Origin of the sequence: Thioalkalivibrio sp. ALM2T, from assembly GCF_000381505.1 — a bacterium.
Classification (GTDB): Bacteria; Pseudomonadota; Gammaproteobacteria; order Ectothiorhodospirales; family Ectothiorhodospiraceae; genus Thioalkalivibrio; species Thioalkalivibrio versutus.
The window spans coordinates 44919-63470 of record NZ_KB906566.1 but is presented as its reverse complement, the minus strand read 5'-3'; the positions used below and the strand labels follow the sequence as shown (position 1 = coordinate 63470).

Annotated in this window: 20 protein-coding genes; 10 read left to right on the top strand and 10 right to left on the bottom strand. The window is 67.1% G+C overall.

Annotation, left to right across the window (positions count from 1 at the left end; genetic code table 11):
- Positions 1 to 3: 3 nt before the first annotated feature.
- Complete coding sequence (locus F816_RS14645; protein ID WP_231363398.1) at positions 4 to 462, bottom strand: SprT-like domain-containing protein; 459 nt, start codon at positions 460 to 462, stop codon at positions 4 to 6.
- 215 nt (positions 463 to 677) lie between these two features.
- On the opposite strand from F816_RS14645, the gene F816_RS0111005 reads away from it, so the two are divergent.
- Complete coding sequence (locus F816_RS0111005; protein ID WP_018145243.1) at positions 678 to 1118, top strand: hypothetical protein; 441 nt, start codon at positions 678 to 680, stop codon at positions 1116 to 1118.
- 31 nt (positions 1119 to 1149) lie between these two features.
- Here the strand turns inward: F816_RS0111005 and rnd are convergent, their stop codons facing one another.
- The 5 genes from rnd to F816_RS0110980 form a co-directional block, all read right to left on the bottom strand.
- On the bottom strand, positions 1150 to 2298 hold the full coding sequence (rnd, locus tag F816_RS0111000) for a ribonuclease D (protein ID WP_019594762.1): 1149 nt from the start codon (positions 2296 to 2298) through the stop codon (positions 1150 to 1152).
- The gene (locus F816_RS0110995) at positions 2291 to 2593 is read right to left on the bottom strand and encodes a DUF1244 domain-containing protein (RefSeq protein WP_019594761.1); all 303 of its coding nucleotides are present in this window, start codon (positions 2591 to 2593) and stop codon (positions 2291 to 2293) included. The genes rnd and F816_RS0110995 overlap by 8 nt, the downstream gene beginning before the upstream one ends.
- Positions 2594 to 2674: 81 nt before the next feature.
- Positions 2675 to 3166, bottom strand: a complete 492-nt coding sequence (gene mreD, locus F816_RS0110990; RefSeq protein WP_018169025.1) for a rod shape-determining protein MreD — start codon at positions 3164 to 3166, stop codon at positions 2675 to 2677.
- Positions 3163 to 4110, bottom strand: coding sequence for a rod shape-determining protein MreC (gene mreC, locus F816_RS0110985; RefSeq protein WP_019594760.1), 948 nt, complete (start codon positions 4108 to 4110; stop codon positions 3163 to 3165). Before mreC ends, mreD begins: the two co-directional genes overlap by 4 nt.
- Positions 4111 to 4221: 111 nt before the next feature.
- Positions 4222 to 5268, bottom strand: coding sequence for a rod shape-determining protein (locus F816_RS0110980; RefSeq protein WP_018142132.1), 1047 nt, complete (start codon positions 5266 to 5268; stop codon positions 4222 to 4224).
- A gap of 141 nt (positions 5269 to 5409) precedes the next feature.
- Here F816_RS0110980 and gatC point away from each other — a divergent pair, with 141 nt between their 5' ends.
- The 5 genes from gatC (at position 5410) to F816_RS0110955 (ending at position 10167) form a co-directional block, all read left to right on the top strand.
- On the top strand, positions 5410 to 5697 hold the full coding sequence (gene gatC, locus F816_RS0110975) for an Asp-tRNA(Asn)/Glu-tRNA(Gln) amidotransferase subunit GatC (RefSeq protein ID WP_018169027.1): 288 nt from the start codon (positions 5410 to 5412) through the stop codon (positions 5695 to 5697).
- A gap of 62 nt (positions 5698 to 5759) precedes the next feature.
- Positions 5760 to 7214, top strand: coding sequence for an Asp-tRNA(Asn)/Glu-tRNA(Gln) amidotransferase subunit GatA (gene gatA, locus F816_RS0110970; protein WP_018951645.1), 1455 nt, complete (start codon positions 5760 to 5762; stop codon positions 7212 to 7214).
- Positions 7215 to 7225: 11 nt separating this feature from the next.
- Entirely contained in the window at positions 7226 to 8659 is a 1434-nt protein-coding gene (gene gatB, locus F816_RS0110965; RefSeq protein ID WP_019594759.1) for an Asp-tRNA(Asn)/Glu-tRNA(Gln) amidotransferase subunit GatB, read from the top strand.
- Positions 8660 to 8689: 30 nt separating this feature from the next.
- Complete coding sequence (hslO, locus tag F816_RS0110960; protein WP_018145251.1) at positions 8690 to 9586, top strand: Hsp33 family molecular chaperone HslO; 897 nt, start codon at positions 8690 to 8692, stop codon at positions 9584 to 9586.
- A 164-nt stretch (positions 9587 to 9750) separates the two neighbouring features.
- Positions 9751 to 10167 (top strand): hypothetical protein, encoded by a 417-nt coding sequence (locus F816_RS0110955; RefSeq protein WP_019594758.1) that lies wholly within the window; start codon positions 9751 to 9753, stop codon positions 10165 to 10167.
- Between the two features lie 20 nt (positions 10168 to 10187).
- On the opposite strand, the gene F816_RS0110950 is transcribed toward F816_RS0110955, so the two are convergent.
- Positions 10188 to 10943: a molybdopterin-synthase adenylyltransferase MoeB gene (locus F816_RS0110950; RefSeq protein ID WP_019594757.1), complete on the bottom strand. Its 756-nt coding sequence runs from the start codon at positions 10941 to 10943 to the stop codon at positions 10188 to 10190.
- A 169-nt stretch (positions 10944 to 11112) separates the two neighbouring features.
- Between F816_RS0110950 and F816_RS0110945 the strand changes: the two genes are divergently transcribed.
- Positions 11113 to 11463, top strand: coding sequence for a hypothetical protein (locus F816_RS0110945; RefSeq protein WP_019594756.1), 351 nt, complete (start codon positions 11113 to 11115; stop codon positions 11461 to 11463).
- An 87-nt stretch (positions 11464 to 11550) separates the two neighbouring features.
- On the opposite strand, the gene prmC is transcribed toward F816_RS0110945, so the two are convergent.
- The 3 genes from prmC to hemA are packed head-to-tail and all read right to left on the bottom strand — an operon-like array spanning position 11551 to position 14785.
- Positions 11551 to 12405 carry a peptide chain release factor N(5)-glutamine methyltransferase gene (prmC, locus tag F816_RS0110940; RefSeq protein ID WP_019594755.1) on the bottom strand — a complete coding sequence of 285 codons (855 nt, stop codon included), beginning with the start codon at positions 12403 to 12405 and terminating at the stop codon, positions 11551 to 11553.
- A complete protein-coding gene (gene prfA, locus F816_RS0110935; RefSeq protein ID WP_019594754.1) occupies positions 12405 to 13490 on the bottom strand; it encodes a peptide chain release factor 1 in 1086 nt (361 codons plus the stop codon). Before prfA ends, prmC begins: the two co-directional genes overlap by 1 nt.
- Complete coding sequence (gene hemA, locus F816_RS0110930; protein ID WP_019594753.1) at positions 13487 to 14785, bottom strand: glutamyl-tRNA reductase; 1299 nt, start codon at positions 14783 to 14785, stop codon at positions 13487 to 13489. Before hemA ends, prfA begins: the two co-directional genes overlap by 4 nt.
- A gap of 169 nt (positions 14786 to 14954) precedes the next feature.
- Here hemA and F816_RS0110925 point away from each other — a divergent pair, with 169 nt between their 5' ends.
- From F816_RS0110925 to ispE, 3 genes are read left to right on the top strand one after another with little or no spacing between them, the layout of a single operon-like run.
- Positions 14955 to 16700 carry a tetratricopeptide repeat protein gene (locus tag F816_RS0110925; protein WP_019594752.1) on the top strand — a complete coding sequence of 582 codons (1746 nt, stop codon included), beginning with the start codon at positions 14955 to 14957 and terminating at the stop codon, positions 16698 to 16700.
- Positions 16697 to 17362, top strand: coding sequence for a lipoprotein insertase outer membrane protein LolB (lolB, locus tag F816_RS0110920; protein ID WP_019594751.1), 666 nt, complete (start codon positions 16697 to 16699; stop codon positions 17360 to 17362). Before F816_RS0110925 ends, lolB begins: the two co-directional genes overlap by 4 nt.
- A gap of 26 nt (positions 17363 to 17388) precedes the next feature.
- Positions 17389 to 18243, top strand: a complete 855-nt coding sequence (ispE, locus tag F816_RS0110915) for a 4-(cytidine 5'-diphospho)-2-C-methyl-D-erythritol kinase (RefSeq protein WP_019594750.1) — start codon at positions 17389 to 17391, stop codon at positions 18241 to 18243.
- Positions 18244 to 18552 lie beyond the last annotated feature (309 nt).

Genomic DNA, 18552 nt, shown 5'->3' with positions numbered 1-18552 from the left:
TCCTCAGGCCGCTCCGCCGTTGGAGCGCTTTAGCCATTCGCCGCATTGGCGGCACTGGTAGTGGTAGCCGCGTTTGCGAATAAGAAAGTGTCGGCGCGCGCTCAGTAGTTGAGGGCCGCAGGCGCACTCGTAGTGATATTGGCGCATCTTGCGTGTGGTCAGCGCGGTCGCATGTGTGACCCGGGGCTTTTGAAACCCCATCGCCTGCATGAACCCCCGCCATTCAGGGCCGTGAGGCCGAACCCTGCGCGCGCCGTAGGTGCGATATACCAGAGAGTGGGCGACTTCGTGTGCCACTGTTTCCGGGAAATGTTGATTCCAGTCCAGACTGAAGGCTTCCGGATTGAAGCGCAGGGTTTCCGTGTTCTTTCTCAAGCGCCACTGGCCGGCCGCCCGGCCTTTCAAGTCAAAGTGAACGGCGGGAGGATCGGATGCGCGCGTGCCCGCGGCCTGGTTATACAATCGGGCGACCTCTTCTCGTATGAGTGTGCGGTTTTCGCCAGAAAGGGTGTGTGGCCGCTCTTGTGTCGTGTGCGCCTTATTATGATCGTTACAGCATCTATCCATGGGGTGGTGCTATTCTATGGTGGTCAAATGTTAGAGGCTAGACTGAATAGCCGGAAACCCTTTGGTCTTAACCTGTAATCGCATCCGTTTTAAGAACCCGGGAGTTCTGTATGAGCATGGATAACAAGAAGGCCTCCGATCTGTCGGCGGAAGAACTGTACGCCCTCGCGCGCCAGCGGGAAAAGGAAGAAGCCGAGGGCAAGGAAGCCGAACGCCGCGAGAAGCGCGAGAAGCTGATGGAAAAGCGCAAGGAAATGGTGGCACGGCATCGCAAGGAACTCGGCGAGCTCGAGCGCCAGATCCGTGAACTGGGCGGGCGCGTGGGCCGTACCGCGGGCGGCGGACGTCGCGGGCGCCGGGCCGGTGGCGAGTCCATCAGCCAGAAGCTGTGCGACATCGTCGCCACTCAGCCGGAGATGGGGATCAAGGAGATCAAGGCACAGGCCGAGAAGGCCGGCCTGGATACCAAGAACATCAGCCAGACCCTGGCCTACCTGAAGCGCCAGGGTCGCCTGACCTCGCCGCGCCGCGGGATCTACAAGGCCGCCTGACGCTACGGCTGCAGATCCGCCAGGACGGCGGTCACGGGCGGATCTGCAGCCCTTCCTCCGTGCGTGTCAGCTCACCATCGCCCGCAAACCAGCGGGCGATGGTCTTTCCCGCGATCTCGTGGCGCCATCCGCTGCCCAGGCGGCCGCGCGTGCCGTCGCCCTTCAGGAGCTCGATGACATCCTTGCGCTGCGCAATCGCGCCGGCGGTGATCTGGTTGCGTCGCGCGCACTCGCGCAGCAGGGCCATGCCGATGTCCGCCAGGACCTCTTCCGCCTCGGTCAGCTTGGCCTTGTCCGGCAGTTGTGGCCATTCCTCGCGGGGCAGGGCCTGGCCTTCGCGGATCGCCTCCAGCAGCTCTTCCTGACGCGGCGGCTTCATGCCGTCGGGGAAGCCGCGCAATTGGTGCAGGGCGGCGGCGTCCTCCGGCGTGCGCCGGGCGATATCGATCAGGATGTCGTCGGCCAGGATCCAGCGGCGCGGGCGGTCGCTCTCCTGCGCGGCGCGTTCACGCCAGGCGGCGACGGCCTTGAGTACGCCGCGTTCGCGGGGCTTGAGCCGCTTGACCCCGGAGACCCGTTGCCAGGCCGCCTCAGGGTTCGGTTCGTACAGGGCCGGGTTGCTCAGGGCCTCCATCTCCGGGCGTAGCCAGTGCATGCGGTCATGGCTTTCCAGTTCGTGCAGCAGGCGCATGAACACGGTGGCCAGGAAGCGTACGTCATCGGCGGCGTAAAGGATCTGTTCCTTGCTCAGTGGACGGCGTGCCCAGTCGGTGCGGGTCTGGCTCTTGTCGAGGTCGCGATCGAGGATCGCCTTGACCAGGTTGGCGTAGCCGATCTGCTCGCCGTGGCCGAGCATGCTGGCAGCGATCTGGGTGTCGAACACCGGGGTCGGCACCCGCCCGAGCTCGCGATAGAGCACCTCGAGATCCTGCGAGGCCGAGTGGAAGACCTTGGTCACGTCGGCATCGAACAGCAGCGGTTCAAGCAGCTTGATGTCCAGTTGCAGCGGGTCGACGCAGGCGATCTGGTCCAGGGTTGCCAGCTGGATCAGGCACAGGCGCGGGTAGTAGGTCTTCTCGCGCATGAACTCCGTATCCAGCGCGATCCAGTCGGTCCCGGCGATGGTGTCGAGGAAACCCTGCAGGGCCTCCGGGGTCTCGATCAGGCCGTGATCATGCATGGGGCGATTTCTGGCTGGCCTCGAAGGCCGCCTTCTGCTCCGGCGTTGCCTCCTTCTGGTAGCGCTCTTTCCACTCGCTGTAGGGCATGCCGTAGACGATCTCGCGGGCACCCTCGTAGTCGATGGATTCGCCGCGTTCTTCGGCGGCGACCACGTACCATTTTGACAGGCAATTGCGGCAGAAGCCGGCCAGGTTCATCAGGTCAATGTTCTGTACGTCCTTGCGTTCGTCCAGGTGCTGCAGCAGGCGTCGCAACACGGCGGATTCGATCTCGGTTTGCTTGTTCGGGTCCATGCAAGGCTCCTTGTTTCGGTTCGGGCACAGTATGCGTCACAGCCCCGGGTTGCTTCGACCGGGATGGATTTGGCGTTTTCCTCAAGTGAGGTGCAGCAGCCAGCGCCGACGCAGGTCGCGCAGCAGGGAGAAGATCAGGGGCCAGACCAGGGCGCTGGTGAGGACCGGCGCCCAGTACCAGAGGCTGCCCGGCGGAAACCCGGTGATGCCCTGTGGCCACAGGGCCAGAAGCTTGAACAGGGCCATCAGGATGGCGACCACCATCATCTGTTGCCAGACCGGATAGACCCGCAGGCGTGGGTGGATCTGCAGCACGATGTAGATGACCACTGCCAGGGCGATGGCGTTCTGTCCCAGTAGCTGGCCTTGCAGGGTGTCCAGCAACAGGCCGGCGACGAAGGCGGTCAGGATTCCGATGCGCGACGGGAAGGCCATGGCCCAGTAGATCAGGATGAGCGCCAGCCACTCCGGGCGCGCCGGGCGCAGGATATCCGGGACCGGCACGATGGCGAGGGCGAGAGCTGCCAGCAGGGTCAACGCCACCGGCCAGGGGATGCCGATGGCGCGGGTCACGGTGTCCCTTCGTCCGGTTCTGACTCGAGCGCGCCCGGGGCCGTCTCCAGGTCGTTGCCCAGATTGAGCGGGGCGATCGCTGACATGGCACCGTCGGTCCACAGCAACAGGACCTCGCGGGAGCGGTCCAGGGCCGCCAGCGGTTCGGCCTCGATGCTCAGGAATGGTTGGCCCTGTGGCCGCTCGACCGAGGTGACCCGGGCCACTGGGTAGTCGGCCGGGAAACGTCCGCCGAGCCCCGAGGTCAGCAGCAGGTCGCCGGGCTCCACATCCTCCTGCAGCGGGACATGGCGCATCTCCAAGCGTTGCGGGTTGCCGGTGCCGACCACCAGACCGCGCAGCCCCGTGCGCGCGCTCAGTACCGGCAGCGCGTGGCTGGGGTCGGAGATCAGCAGAGCGATCGAGCTGGTCAGACGGGTCGACAGAACCTGACCGATCACGCCGTCAGCATTGATGACCGGCTGGCCGGCATAGACATCGTCATTGCGCCCCTTGTTGAGCACGATCTGCTGGCGAAAGGGGTCGAGATCCACGGCCAGCAGTTTGGCGATCTCGACTCGCTCTTCGGCCTGCTCGGCGGTATTCAGCAGGGCGCGCAGGCGGTCGTTTTCCAGCTGCAGGGCCTCGAAGCGCAGCTGACGCGCGCGCAGCTCGGCATTCTCGCTGCGCAGGATGCGGTTCTCGGTGATCAGGTCTTCGCGGCTGGTGAACGATTCGAACACCCGGCTGACCGCGCGGACCGGTGCGTCCACCGCGACCTGCAGCGGGTAGGTGACGGTGGCCAGGGCGCCGCGGACAAACTGCAGTTCGTTGACGCGGTGATCCAGCGCCATCAGCGCTAGGCCCAGCAGGATCACCGCGAGCAGGCGCAGAGTGGGCGAGACACCCAGTCTGAACAGCGGCTTGCTGATGGCGTGACCTCCGGTTCCGGATCGCGTCGACAAGGCAAAGCCGCTGCGGAACCCCGTCCCGTGCAGCTTTGCCGACCTGTTGCGGCCCGGAGTGTAACCCGAACCAGGCCCGCGCCGTGGCGACGCGGGCGGGGTGGTCCGGCCTTATTCCATTGCGAGGAAGTCGACCCGTTTCTCGTCGAGCATCTCCAGCACCCGGCCGCCGCCGCGGGCGACGCAGGTCAGCGGGTCGTCGGCGATGACCACCGGGATGCCGGTCTCTTCCATGATCAGCCGGTCCAGCTGCTGCAGCAGGGCGGAGCCGCCGGTCAGCACAATGCCGCGCTCGGCGACGTCCGCGCCGAGTTCCGGCGGGGTCTGCTCCAGGGCGGTGCGTACGGCGGAGACGATGCCGTACAGCGGATCCTGCAACGCTTCCAGGATCTCGTTCGAGTTCAGGGTGAACGAGCGCGGCACGCCCTCGGCCAAATTGCGGCCCTTGACCTCGATCTCCAGCAGTTCCTTGCCCGGATAGGCCGAGCCGACGGTGTGCTTGATGCGTTCGGCGGTGGCCTCGCCGATCAGTACGCCGTAGTTGCGGCGTACATAGGCCATGATCGCCTCGTCGAAGGTGTCGCCGCCGATGCGCACCGATTCGGAATAGACAATGCCGTTCATCGACAGCACCGCGACTTCGGAGGTCCCGCCGCCGATATCCAGCACCATGGAGCCGACCGCCTCGTCCAGCGGGATGCCGGCGCCGATGGCTGCGGCCACGGGTTCCTGCAACAGGTAGACCTTGCGTGCCCCGGCGCCGAAGGCGGATTCGCGGATCGCGCGGCGTTCCACCTGGGTGGCGCCGCAGGGCACGCAGACCAGCACGCGCGGGCTGGGGCGGAAGATCCGCCGCTCGTGCACCTTCTTGATGAAGTACTGCAGCATCTTCTCGGTCGTGGTGAAGTCGGCGATGACGCCGTCCTTCATCGGACGCACCGTCACCACGTGCTCCGGCGTGCGGCCGAGCATCTTCTTGGCCTCGATCCCCACGGCCTCGATGGAGCGCGGGCCGCCCGGGCCGCGGTCCTGACGAATGGCGACCACGGAGGGTTCGTTCAGGACAATGCCCTGGCCGCGCATATAGATGAGGGTGTTGGCGGTGCCGAGATCGATGGAGATGTCGTTGGAGAACAACCCCAGAAGGCGTTTGAACATGAAGAAGAAACCTGCTTGAGTGGGCGGGCGGGAAAGCCGTCGACTCTAGCAAGCGCCCGGGGTTTGGGCAACAACGGCTTTGTGGTAAGTTTGCGCTCCGTTTGACCCAATGAATCCGAACGCTACAGGACCTTCCCTGCCATGTCCGTCGATACCTCCGAAGTCCGGCGCATCGCCCATCTCTCCCGTCTGGCCATGAACGATGACCAGGCCCGGGATTTCGCGGGGGGGCTGAGCGACATCTTTGACTTTGTCGAACAACTGGATGGTGCGGCCATCGAGGGTGTCGAGCCGATGGCCCACCCGCTGGACGCAGAGCAGCGCCTGCGCCCGGATGCGGTGACCGAGCCGGATCGGCGTGAGGTCTTCCAGGCCATCGCCCCGGCGGTCGAGGGTGGTCTGTACCTGGTCCCGCGCGTCATCGAATGATCCGCGCGGTCGCCGTTCTGTTGAACCCGTCACGCTTCTAGCCAGCAAGAGTCCCCGAAACCATGGCCCAGGAAACCCTGTCCGGCTGGGTGCGCAAGCTCCAGGCCCGCGAGATCAGCTCGCGCGAATTGACCCAGCTGTATCTGGACCGGATCGAGCGTCTCGATCCGCAGTTGAACAGCTTCATCACCGTGACCGCCGAGCAGGCGCTGGCGCAGGCCGATGCCGCCGATGCGCGCCTGGCGAAGGGTGAAAAGACCCCGCTGCTGGGCGTGCCGGTCGCGCAGAAGGACATCTTCTGCACCGAGGGTGTGCGCACCTCCTGCGGCTCGCGCATGCTGGATCCGTTCGTCTCGCCCTACAACGCCACCGTCGTCGAGCGCATGAATGCCGCCGGCGCGGTGATGCTGGGCAAGACCAACATGGACGAGTTCGCGATGGGCTCGTCCAACGAGACGAGTTTCTATGGTCCCGTTCGCAACCCCTGGGATACCGAACGCGTCCCGGGGGGGTCCTCCGGCGGCTCTGCCGCCGCGGTGGGGGCGCGCCTGGTGCCGGGCGCCACGGGTACCGACACCGGTGGTTCGATCCGCCAGCCAGCCGCATTTTGTGGCATCACCGGGCTCAAGCCGACCTACGGGCGCGTCTCGCGCTACGGCATGATCGCCTTCGCCTCCAGTCTCGACCAGGGTGGCCCGATGGCCGCGACCGCCGAGGACTGCGGTCGGATGCTGAACGCCATGGCCGGCTTCGACGAACGCGACTCCACCAGCGTCGAGCGCCCGGAAGAGGACTTCACCGCCGGACTGGAGCAGGACCTGAAGGGCCTGCGCATCGGCCTGCCGACGGAATTCTTCGGCGAGGCCGGACTGGATGAGCGCGTGCGCGGCGTGATCGATGCCGCCATCGAGGTGCTCAAGGGCCGCGGCGCCGAGGTGCGCGAGGTCGGCCTGCCGAACAGCCACCTGTCGGTGCCGGCCTACTACGTAGTCGCCCCGGCCGAGTGCTCCTCCAACCTCGCGCGTTTCGACGGCGTGCGCTACGGCTACCGCTGCGAGAATCCCGAGGACCTGATGGACCTCTACACCCGCTCGCGCGGGGAGGGCTTCGGCGACGAGGTGAAACGCCGCATCATGGTCGGCACCTACGTGCTGTCCGCCGGCTACTACGACGCCTACTACCTGAAGGCGCAGAAGGTCCGGCGCATCATCGCCGACGACTTCCGTCGCGCCTTCGAGGACGTCGACGTGCTGCTGGCGCCGACCACCCCGGAGCTGCCGTTCGCGCTGGGTGCCAAGGCCGACCCGGTCAGCATGTACCTGTCGGACATCTACACCATCGCCGCGAACCTCGCGGGGCTGCCGGCGATGTCGCTGCCGGCCGGCGAGATCGACGGCCTGCCGGTCGGGCTGCAACTGATCGGCAACTATTTCGACGAGGCGCGCCTGCTGGGCGTTGCTCACCAGTATCAGCAAGAGACCGACTGGCACGCCCGCGTGCCGGCGGCCTTCGCCTGAGGGCCCTGAACATGGAATGGGAAACCGTCATCGGGCTGGAGATTCACGCCCAGCTCAATACCGTCTCCAAGATCTTTTCCGGGGCGCCCACCGCCTACGGCGCCGAGCCCAACCGCCAGGCCTGCCCGGTGGATCTGGGCATGCCCGGCGTACTGCCGGTGCTGAATCAGGGCGCGGTGGAGCGGGCCGTGATGCTGGGCCTGGCGATCAATGCCGAGATCACCCCGCGCTCGGTGTTCGCGCGCAAGAACTACTTCTATCCGGACCTTCCCAAGGGTTACCAGATCTCGCAGTTCGAACTGCCGATCGTGGGCCTGGGCCATCTGGATATCGAACTGGAAGACGGCACCATCAAGCGCGTTGGCGTGACCCGCGCGCACCTCGAGGAGGACGCTGGCAAGAGCCTGCACGAGGGTTTCGAGGCGATGACCGGCATTGACCTCAACCGTGCCGGCACCCCGCTGATCGAGATCGTCTCCGAACCGGAGCTGCGCTCCGCGAAGGAGGCCGTTGCCTACATGAAGAAGATGCACTCGCTGGTGCGTTATCTGGATATCTGCGATGGAAACATGCAGGAAGGCAGCTTCCGTTGTGACGCCAACGTCTCGGTGCGGCCCAAGGGCCAGACCGAGTTCGGCACCCGCGCGGAGCTGAAGAATCTGAACTCCTTCCGCTTCGTCGAGCGCGCCATCAACTTCGAGGTCGAGCGTCAGATCGACCTGATCGAAGGGGGTGGTTCGGTGGTGCAGGAGACCCGTCTGTACGACCCGGATCGCGACGAGACGCGCTCCATGCGCAGCAAGGAAGAGGCGAACGACTACCGCTACTTCCCCGATCCGGACCTGCTGCCGCTGGTCGTGGACAACGCGTTCATCGACTCCGTGCGCGAGAAGCTGCCCGAGTTGCCGGATGCCAAGCGTGAGCGCTTCGTCGAACAGTACGGCCTGTCCGACTACGACGCCGGCGTACTGACCGCAGCGCGCGAGATGGGCGATTTCTACGAGGTCGTGGCCGCCGGCTGCGATGCGCCCAAGCTGGCCGCCAACTGGGTGATGGGCGACTTCTCCGCCGCGATGAACCGCTCCGAGGTCGAGCTGTCGGATGCCCCGGTCAATGCCGAGGGTCTGGCCGGCCTGCTCGCGCGCATTCAGGACGAGACCATCTCCGGCAAGATCGCCAAGGAAGTCTTCGAGGCGATGTGGAACGGCGAAGGCGACGCCGATACCGTGATCGCGGCCAAGGGGCTCAAGCAGATCACCGATACCAGCGCGATCGATACCATCATCGACGAGGTCATGGCCAACAACCCGCAGCAGCTCGAGCAGTATCGCGGCGGCAAGGACAAGCTGTTCGGCTTCTTTGTCGGCCAGGTGATGAAGGCGACCCAGGGCAAGGCCAACCCGGCCCAGGTCAACGAGCGCCTCAAGTCCAAGCTGGACGGTTGATGCCGTTGCGTATTTCGGAGTCCTGCCACCATGCGTGAGACTGATACCCTCCACCGCTTCATGCTGGAGGAGGCCGGGGTACGCGGCGAGTGGGTGCACCTGGACGCCTCCTGGCAGGCCCTGCTGGAGTTGCACGAGTACCCGCCCGTGGTGCGCGACTTGCTGGGCCAGGCCTATGCGGCCGTTGCCCTGACCGCCGCCACGCTCAAGTTCGACGGCTCGCTGATCCTGCAGATCACCGGCCCCGGGCCGGTGCACATGATCGTCGCCCAGGCCGATGGCCAGGGGCGGCTGCGTGGCCTGGCGCGCTTTCGCGAGACCCCGCCGGAGGGCGCGACCCTGGCCGAATGCGCCGGCGAGGACGCACGGCTGATGCTGACGCTGGACCCGGGCGATGGCAGCGAGCGCTATCAGGGCGTCGTGGAGCTGGAGGGCGACTCGCTGGCGGAGGCGATGAACGTCTACTTCGAGCGCTCGGAACAGCTGCCGACCCGGTTGTGGCTGGCGAGCGGGGCGCAGTCCGCCGCCGGTCTGCTGTTGCAGGCGCTGCCGGCCGAGGGTGGCAATGCGGTGACGCGCGACTCGGAGGAGTGGAACCGCGCCACGATCCTGGCCGAGACCACCACCGCCGACGAGTTGCTGAAGCTGGACGCTGGTGCCCTGCTGGGCCGGTTGTTCGCCGAAGAGCGGGTGCGCCTGTTCGACGGCACGCCGGTGACTTTTCATTGCCCCTGCTCGCGCGAGCGCATCGCCGAAACCCTGCGCAGTCTGGGGCGTGACGAGATTCGCAGCATCATCGAGGAGCAGGGCGCGGTGGAGGTGACCTGCGAGTTCTGCAACGCGCATTACCACTTCGATCCGGTCGACGCCGAGGCCCTTTGTGCGCCCGAGGTTGCCCAGCCGCCGATCCCGGACACCCGCCAGTAGACAGGGCTTTCCGGGGTGCCCCGATCCCGAAGCCTTTCCCGGACTCCCCTCGTTAGCCTGTCGTGACGTTCGGCAACTCTGCCACAGGGACCCGTGGTCCCCATCGTCCCCCGGCCTTGCTATAGAACAGACTGACCTTGCAGCAGTCTGCAGACGAGGGCGCGATGTATTCCCGGCACACCGAAATCCCGACCCTGGATGTCCGCCCCGGCTGGCTGGTGGAGGCGCGCTATTTCAACCAGGTGCGTCGCGCCCTGGCTCGGCTGGGACCGGAGATCCGCCTGTCGCCGTCGGGGCTCAAACAACTGGACCTGATCCTCCAGCGCGATGCCTGGATCGTCGTGGACCGGGTGCTGAACGACATGCCGGTGGTTGCCTGGACGGCCTTCCATTCCCGTGGTCGGCGCAGCCTTCATCGCCCGGTGGCCTGCGAGCTGTTGCTGTTCCATGCCATGGCCAGCATGGTGATGAACCGCACGCTGTCTGCGATGGAGGCGGAGCTGAGCGCGGCGATTGCCGAAACTGCCCCACCGCCCTCGCGTGGCAAGGTCCTGCCCTTTCATCCCCGCTCCTGCGCCTGATCCGCGCGTATCCGTTCGTTTCAGGCCGGGGTGTGGCGGTGGCTGCACGCCGGGCAGGCGGGGTCGCGGCGCAGCCGGATCTCGCGGAACTGCATGGCGAGCCCGTCGAGGATCAGCAGCCGGCCGCTCAGGATCGGTAGCCCCATGAGCAGCTTCAGGGCCTCGGTCGCCTGCAGGCTGCCGACCACACCGGGCAGGCTGGCCAGCACGCCGTTGGCGGCGCAGGTGTCCTCGTCGCCGCCCCCCTCGCCGTACAGGCAGTGGTAGCAGGCGGCCTCCGGATCGCGGTAGTCGAAGGTGGTCAGCTGTCCCTCGAAGCGGATCACCGCTCCGGAGACCAGCGGCGTGCCGGCCGCCAGTGCGGCGCGGCTGATGGCCCCGCGCGCGGCGAAGTTGTCCGTCCCGTCCAGCACGACGTCGGCGCTGGCGAACAGCCGGGTCATCGCCGCGTCATCCAGGCGCTCGACGCGCGTCTCTACCTGACAGCGGGGGTTCATGGCCGCCACGCGATCGGCGGCCGAGGCCACCTTGTCGCGGCCGATGTCCGCATCGGTATGCAGGATCTGGCGCTGCAGGTTGGTCACCTCCACATGATCCGGGTCGACCAGCGTCAGCCGGCCCACCCCGGCTGCGGCCAGGTAGGCGGCCACCGGGGAGCCCAGCCCGCCGAGCCCCATGATCACTGCATGCGCCTGCTGCAGGGATTCCTGCCCTTCGATGCCCACGCCGGGGAGCATGATCTGGCGGCTGTAGCGCAGGAGTTGGTCGTCATCCATGGGGCAATCTCCGGGGTAAGGCCGAAATTGTAACCGGCGTCACGCTCGTGGACGGGCTCAGTTAGGAGCCATTCAGGAACGCTGCATACGCTTGATCCTGGCAATCCTGCCACAACCCCGGGCCGTCGATGCTCTCTCAAGGCGGCCTGCATGGAAGGAGGGATCCCTCATGAAACGACTCGCCATTCTGGCGCCGGCCGCGCTGTTGGCATTCGTCCTGTCCGCCCCGACGCATGCGGCCCATCCGGTCGCGGCGGCGGGTGCCTCGACCTTCGATGCGGGTGCCCTGCAGCACGTGCGTCACGGCCATTCGGGCGGGCACAAGGACTACCGTGGCCATCCCGGCGCGCGCGGGCACAAGCAGGCGAAGCGCGCGAAAAGTCGTGGGCGTGGCCATCAAAAGCATTCACGTGGTCACGAGCATCATCACTATCACTACTACGACAATCGTTCGAGCCGCTACCGCCACCGGTCTTCGCCCAGTGGCTCGGTCAACCTGCATCTGCGTCTGCCGTTCTGACCCGAGAGCGACTGTCACACGCTGGGCCCCGGCCATCTGGCCGGGGCCTTTTTTGTGGTCGGGTCATGCGCGTCACGTTGACGTTGTTCAGTGTCTCCCCAGGCTGGTCCGTTCGTGGCCGGCGGGATCCTTCTGGGTGTGGACGTCCCGATAGCCTGCCTGCTGCAGCCGTTGTCGAACGCGTTCGCCCTGGTCGAAGCCGTGTTCCAGGAGCAGCCAGCCGCCGGGCTTCAGGTGGGGGCGGGCGTTGTCGATTACCCGGTGCAGGTCGGCGAGGCCGTGTTCCGCCGCAGCCAGGGCGGTGCGTGGCTCGAAGCGCAGGTCGCCGCGCGTCAGGTGCGGGTCGGCTGGATCGATGTAGGGCGGGTTGCAGGCAATGACGTCGAAGTGCGGCTGCGGGGTCAGTGCGTCGAGCCAGTCGCCCTGCCAGAGCTGAACCGGGAGCCCCAGCGCGTGCGCATTGGTCTGCGCCTGCTGCAGCGCACCGTGGCTGCGGTCGCTGGCAAAGGCCTGGATGTCCGGGCGTTCGCTCTTCAGCGCCAGGATGATGGTGCCGGGGCCGGTGCCCAGATCGAGTACGCGGGGTGCGTCGGTGTCCAGCTCGTTGATCACGGCCAGCGCCTGTTCCACCAGCAGCTCGGTCTCGGGGCGTGGGATCAGGCAGGCGGGGGAGACGCCCAGCTCCAGCGTCCAGAAGGCGCGGCGCCCCAGGATGTGCGCCATGGGCTCGCCGGCGCAGCGGCGCTGGCAAAGCGCTTCGGCGTGGGCGGCCTGTGCGGTACTGGCGGGGTCGCTACCGCGCGCGATCAGCTGCGCGGTGTCGAGGCCGGTGGCGGCACTCAGGAGCATGCGCGCCTCCAGCCCCGGGCTCTCGACGCCCGCCTGCTGAAGGCGGGTACGCAGGCCCTGCAACAGGGTATCCAGCGTGGGTGGGGCCTCCATTACGCCTCCGCGAGGGTGGCGAGCTGCTCGGCCTGGTATTCGTGGATCAGCGGGTCGATGACCGGGTCGAGGTCACCGGCCATCACCTGTTCCAGCTTGTACAGGGTCAGGTTGATGCGGTGGTCGGTGATACGGCCCTGCGGGAAGTTGTAGGTGCGGATGCGTTCGGAGCGGTCGCCGCTGCCGACCAGACCCTTGCGTTCGGCGCTCTGCGCGGCCGCCTGGGCCTCGCGCTCGGTCTCGAAGATGCGCGCCGCCAGGTAGGTGAGCGCCTTGGCCCGGTTCTTGTGTTGCGAGCGTTCTTCCTGGCACTCGACCACGATGCCGGTGGGGAGGTGGGTCAGGCGCACGGCGGAGTCGGTCTTGTTGATGTGCTGTCCGCCGGCGCCGGAGGCGCGGAAGGTGTCCACACGCAGGTCGGCCGGGTTGATCTCCGGCATCTCGACCTCCTCCAGTTCCGGCAGGATGGCGACCGTTGCGGCGGAGGTATGGATGCGGCCCTGGGATTCGGTCTCGGGGACGCGCTGCACGCGATGGGCGCCGGATTCGAACTTGAGTCGCGAGTAGGCGCCTTGCCCTGCCAGGCGCGCGATGACCTCGCGGTAGCCGCCGTGTTCGCCCTCGCTGGCGCTGAGGATCTCCAGCTTCCAGCGCTGATTCTCGGCGTAGCGGGTGTACATGCGCAGCAGGTCGCCGGCGAAGATCGCGGCCTCGTCACCGCCGGTCCCGGCCCGGATCTCCAGGAACACGTTGGCGTTGTCGTGCGGGTCGGTCGGGATCAGGTGGCGGTAGAGCTCCGCCTCCAGTGCCTCGGTTTGTTCGGTCAGGGACTCGATCTCGGCCTCGGCCATGACGCGCAGATCGGCGTCGTCGTCCTCGAGCATCGCGCGCGCCTCTTCCAGCGCCGCGTGGTTATCGTGCCAGGCCTTCCAGGCCTCGGCCACCGGTTCCAGCTGGCTGTATTCCTGTGACAGTCGGCGCAGCTGGTCCGGGTCCTCGGCGGCGTCGGGGGTGGCCAGCAGCTGCGCAATCTCGGCATGGCGTTCGGTCAGGCCCTCGAGCTTGGTGCGGAACGAGGCCTTCACGAACGGGTGCCGGAGTCGGAATCGTCGCCGGGGTCGTCTTCCGGGGCGGGCAGCTGGAACAGCCGGTGTGCGGCCTCCAGCAGGCGGGCGTCGCCCTCGTGCGCGGCGGTGTTCAGCGACTTGCAGGGGGCATGCATCAGCTTGTTGGTCAGGTTGTGCGCGAGCAGCTGCATGGCCTCCTCGGGCGACTTGCCGGCGCGCAGCATGGCTTTGGCCTTGGCCAGCGCCTCGGCCTTCACGCTGTCGGCGCGCTGGCGCAGCTGGCGGATGCTGTCCACCGAGTCGCGGGCACGCAGCCAGCGCATGAACTCGCCGGCGCGCTGGGTGATGATCTCTTCGGCCTGTTCGGCAGCGGCCTGGCGCGAAGCCATGTTCTCGTCGATGACCTCCTGCAGGTCGTCCACGGTGTAGAGGTAGACGTCCTCCAGCTGGCCGACCTCGGGCTCGATGTCGCGCGGCACGGCGATGTCCACCATGAACATCGGTTTGTGCCGGCGCTTGCGCAGCGCGCGTTCCACCGCGCCCTTGCCCAGGATCGGCAAGGGTGCGGCGGTGGAGGAGATCACGATGTCGGCATCGGCCATGCGATCGGGGAGCTGGTCGAGGCTGATGGCCTCGGCATCGAAGCGTCCGGCCACGGCGCGGGCGCGCTCCACCGTGCGGTTGGCGACGATCACGTTGCCGATGCCGCCCCCGGAGAGGTGCTGCAGGGCCAGCTCGATGGTCTCGCCAGCGCCGATCACCAGGGCGGTCAGCGGCTTCAGGTCGCCGAAGATCTGGCGTGCCAGTGACACCGCCGCGAAGGCGACCGAGACCGCGCTCTGGCCGATGGCGGTCTGGGTGCGCACGTCCTTGGCGGTGGCGAAGGCGTGCTGGAACAGGCGTTCAAGCGAGCGTCCCAGCGTGCCGGCGTTGTGGGCGTGCTGGTAGGCAGTCTTCATCTGCCCCAGGATCTGCGGCTCGCCGAGGACCATGGAATCCAGTCCGCTGGCCACGCGCAGAGTGTGACGCACGGCCGAGCCATCGTGGTGCAGGTAGAGGTAGGGTTTCAGTTCGTCGCGGTCGATGCCGTGGTAGCCGCCGATCCAGTCGATGACGCGCTGCTCGCTTTGCTGATCGTCCTCGCGGAAGTACACCTCGGTGCGGTTGCAGGTGGACAGGATCGCGGTTTCCGGCAATAGCACGCCGGAACGCAGCGAGTGCAGGGCCTCGCCGAGTTCGTGCTCGTTGACGGAGAGCCGTTCGCGAATGGCGACCGGAGCCGTCTTGTGATTGATCCCGAGAGTGAACAGCATGCTGGCGCGTATTGTGCCGGAAAACGCGGGCGCGTGGCCGAATTTCCCGATAGTGTACTGTGCTGTACGGTTAGCAGGAGGTGGCGCGCGCCGGCCGGGCGTATCCGTATACCCGTTGTGTGGAGCCCGAGCTGTGGAACCCTGGGGCCGCTGCCCCGTCCCATCCGATATGGCCGCAATGATCCCGATTGGACACAACATGATTCGAAGCCTGCTCGCGCTCACCGCCGTGTTCTCCCTGGCGGGTTGTGCGCATACCCAGCTGGACGCCTCCGAACCGCCGGAGTCGGATCGCCCCGAGGTGCTGCCCCTGATGCAGACCCAGGATCCGGAGGCTGTGCTGATGTTCAGCGTCCTGGCCGCCGAGATCGCGGTGCGTTCCGGCGAGCATGCCGAGGCGGCGCGCTATTACGGAGCCGCGGCGTTGCTGAGCGACGATCCGGCCATCGCCGAGCGTGCCACCCGGATCGCCTTGTTCGCGCGCGAGCCGGAACACGCACAGCGTTCGGCCGACCGTTGGCTGCGTCTGGCCCCCGAGAGCACCGATGCCAGCCAGGTTTCAACGGTCCTGCGGATCAACGCCGGTGATGCCGGGCAGGCGGCTGAACAGCTGGATTCGCTGATGAATCGCGTCGTGGTGCAGGGCGGCGACCCCTACGCGACCCTGGGGGGTGTGATTGGTCAGGCTCAGGACCAGCAGGCGGCTATGGAGACCATGCACCTGCTGGCCGAGCGTCGCCGCGACGACGTGGGCGTGCATCGTGTGCAGGCCGAGGCCGCGCTGCGCTTTGGTGAGCCAGGGGAGGAGGTGCTTGCGGTGACCGCGCGGGCCGCCGAGCGCTTCCCGGAATCGGTCCAGCTGCGTTTGCTGCATGCACGGGCCCAGAGCGAGGCCGGGCATGACGATGCGGCGGTCGAGACCCTGCGCGCGACCGTGGCGGCGCACCCGGACAGTCGCGAGGCCCGTCTGGGATACGCGCGGGTCCTGACCGAGATGGAGGATGATGTCTTCGCCCGCGAAGAGATGGACCGCCTGGTGGAGATGGCGCCGGAGGATACCCAGCTCCTGCTGGCACTGGCGTTGATGAATCTCGAGGCGGAGCAGCTGGGCCCCGCGCGGGATTACCTCGAACGCCTGGATGCCCTGGGCGAGCGCGAGAACGACGTCGCGTACTACCTGGGGCGCTTGCACGAGATGGCCGACGAGCCGGAGGCCGCCCTGGACGCCTACGCCCGCGTGGAGGCCGGAGACCATGCCGAGGATGCTCGCCTGCGCAGCGCGCGCCTGACGCTCAAACAAGACGGGGCCGAGGCCGCTCGTGACCTTTTCGACCCCATGCAGCAAGGCGTGGATGAGGATCTGGCCCGGCGCGCCTATCTGGCCGAGGCGAACGCCCTGCGCGAGCTGAGCGAGTATGCCGACGCCCGCAGCCGTTTGAACCGCGGCCTGGTGCAGTTTCCCGGGAATACGCAGTTGTTGTACCTGCGCGGACTGGTGCACGAGCGCGAGGACGACATCGCGGCGGCCGAGGCCGATTTCCGCACGATCCTCGAGTCCGATCCGGAGAATGTCGCTGCGCTTAATGCCCTGGGCTACACCCTGGCGGATCGAACCGATCGCTATGACGAGGCCTACGAGTTGATCCTGCGCGCCTACGAGCGGGAGCCGGATGACGCCGCGATCATCGACAGCTATGGCTGGGTCCTGTACCGCCTGGGCCGTCTCGAAGAGGCCGAGACCCAGCTGCGGCGAGCCTACTCGCTGGCGGAGGACGGCGAGATCGCCAGCAACCTAGCGGTGGTGTTGTGGGAGCGCGGCGAGCGTGCAGAAGCCCGGGAGCTCCTCGAGGCCGCGCTGGAACGCGAGCCGGGGCATGAGCGCCTGCAGCGCGTGCGCAACGATCTGATCGAATGAACGGGCACGGGGCGACGCGACCGCCGCGACGGATCCGGGGCACGGGGTGGCTGGCCGGGCTGGTGGGTGGTTGGGGGCTGTTGCTCGCGGGCTGTGCTGCCCCTCTGCCCGAGGCGGACACTTCGCCAGCGGCCGAGGCGGCTTTCGAGGAGCGCACCGAGCAGCTGGCGGCGCTGGACAGCTGGCGGCTGGTGGCACGTCTCGGGCTTGCCTCCGGGGAGGAATACTGGTCGGCCCAGCTCAACTGGCGGGTGCAGGAAGGCCAGCATGTGCTGGACCTGTCCGGCCCGATGGGGCGCGGCGGCGGGCGTCTGACGCTCTCGGATAACGGGCGCGCGCTGCTGGTCACGCGGTCCGGCGAGCGCTTCCAGGCGCAGGACCCGGATACCCTGGTGGCCCGGGTGCTGGGCGAATCCATCCCGGTCAGCGGAATGATCTACTGGGTGCGCGGCCTGCTGCACCCGGAGGCCTCCTACCAGCTGGATATCGATGCGGACGGCCGCCCCCTGGAGATCCTGCAGTCCGGCTGGGCCATCGAATACACCGAGTTCGAGGAGGTTGACGGCGTTTCGATGCCGGTTGCCATGGTCCTCGAACGCGAGGAGGTCGAGTTGCGCGCGCGCATCGGCCGGTGGCAGCTAGGGCCGGACGAGACGTGGTGAGTGCGGCGACGAGTGGGAGGTTCGGGATGCCCTTTCCGGCCCCTGCCAAGATCAACCGTTTCCTGCACATCACCGGCCGCCGGCCGGATGGTTATCATGAGCTGCAGACGGTGTTCCAGTTCCTCGGGCTGGAAGACCACCTGCGCTTCGATCCCCTGCCCGAGGGGCGCTTCGAGATGGCCGGCGAGGCCATCGATGGGCTGGACAACCTCTGCCTGCGGGCGGCCCGGCGCCTGGCCGAGGTGGCGGACAAGTCCTTTGGTGTGCGCATCCGCCTCGACAAGCGGATCCCGGTGGGCGGCGGCCTGGGTGGCGGCAGCTCCGATGCCGCCACCACGCTGGTGGCCCTGAATTACCTGTTCGATCTGGGGTGTCCAGTCGAGCAACTGGCGGCGATCGGGCTGGAGTTGGGCGCCGATGTGCCGGTGTTTATTGCCGGGCATGCGGCGTGGGCCGAGGGGGTGGGCGAACGACTTGCGCCCGTGGCCCCGGACACCGGCTGGATTCTGCTGATCGACCCGGGTGTTTCGGTTGCCACGGGGGCCATGTTCGGGTGTGCGGAATTGACACGCGACTGCGCCACCGAGACAATTTCGTCCGCGATCGATGCCGAGCGGTTCGTGAACGTGTTCGAACCGGTCGTTCGGGCGCGCTATCCGGAGGTCGATCACGCGCTGGCCTGGCTGGCGGATCAAAGCCCCCGGGCGCATTTGAGCGGGAGTGGCGGCTGTGTGTTCGGGATGTTTCCCGATGAGGGGGCGGCCCGGGCAGCGCAGTCCGCGCAGCCCGCCCCGTGGAAAAGTTGGGTGACGACGTTGCAGAACACGTCACCCTTGCAGGCCTGGTTACCGCCGTGCGGCGGTAACACCGAAAAAGAATAAGTTCACGTAAGGGTGGCGCGCAGCGCCATCATCCTGCTGGCCCGGATCGGCCCCGCCGATCCGCGTACGCTCGGGCACGAGTCCGGCTTCGGCAGTACAATTTGAGAGTTCAGCGAGATATTGGGCCGTAGCCAAGCGGTAAGGCAGCGGGTTTTGATCCCGCCATGCGCAGGTTCGACGCGAGCGGCGAAGCCGCGACCGACCGTCGCCGAAGGTGACGGCCCGTAAGGGTGGCGCGTAGCGCCATCATCCTGCCGGCCCGGATCGGCCCCGCCGATCCGCGGTAAGGTCGGGCACGATCCCGGCTCG